This window comes from Citrobacter sp. Awk 4, from assembly GCF_028069725.1.
Lineage (GTDB): Bacteria > Pseudomonadota > Gammaproteobacteria > Enterobacterales > Enterobacteriaceae > Citrobacter_D.
The window spans coordinates 1-859 of sequence record NZ_JANEWG010000132.1; the positions used below are offsets into that span (position 1 = coordinate 1).

General features: G+C 45.5%; 1 pseudogene. It reads left to right on the plus strand.

Annotation, left to right across the window (positions count from 1 at the left end):
• Positions 1-87 precede the first annotated feature (87 nt).
• A pseudogene (locus NNO04_RS22485) lies at positions 88-825 on the plus strand (RHS repeat-associated core domain-containing protein); the annotation flags it as partial.
• Positions 826-859: the final 34 nt, after the last annotated feature.

An 859-nucleotide genomic window follows, 5' to 3' on the forward strand; every position in this document is an offset into this window, starting at 1 on the left:
GAATTAATGATTGTCAATTCTTACCGAATCTTTATTCCCCTCTACCGTTTAGTATGCTAAACACTCCAACTTTCTGCAGTTTTTTGCTGGTTCAGCACTGACCTGAACCGTGCACCGCTGGAAGTCACCGACGTACACGGCAACGTGCGCTGGAGTGGTCATTACGGCAGCTTCGGTGAAGTACGGCATCAGACAGCAGGCTTCACCGGCGCGTTACAACACACCGCCCTCGCCCATCAGCCCCTGCGCTACGCCGGGCAGTATGCTGACAGCGAAACCGGTCTTCACTATAATCTGTTCCGCTACTACGACCCGCAGGTCGGACAGTTTATTGTTCAGGATCCGATTGGGTTAAACGGTGGGTGGAATCTTTATCAGTATGCGCCGAATCCGCTCAATTATATCGATCCATGGGGGTTAGCTGGACCCCGTCTTCCTCGAACAGGTGGTTATTGGGATGGTGTAGCTGGTGAGAGTAATTGGCATTCCAGTAATAAACTTGTAAATGCTGTTACCGGTAATAAACCTATAGTATTTTCAAATGGCAGACCTGATTTCTCACCTTGGTCGAAAGGATCGGTTATATTTCAGGAAGGTGTTTTGGATGACAGTAGAAACGCTTTTAATGAAGTATATAAATATATTTCTGAAAAGAAAGGCATAACTCCAACTGCGGCGAAAAATATTTTATCAGAAAACAAAATCATCCCACACCATCTCAGTTCGACGGAAATAATTTTGGTGCCATCAGACCTTCACGGAAATGTGCCACATATAGGCTCTGCGTCAGACATGCGAAATTCAAGAGGAGGCGGTTCATGTTGAATAAAATTAAATCTCTTGGGGCAAGATTTTTTTC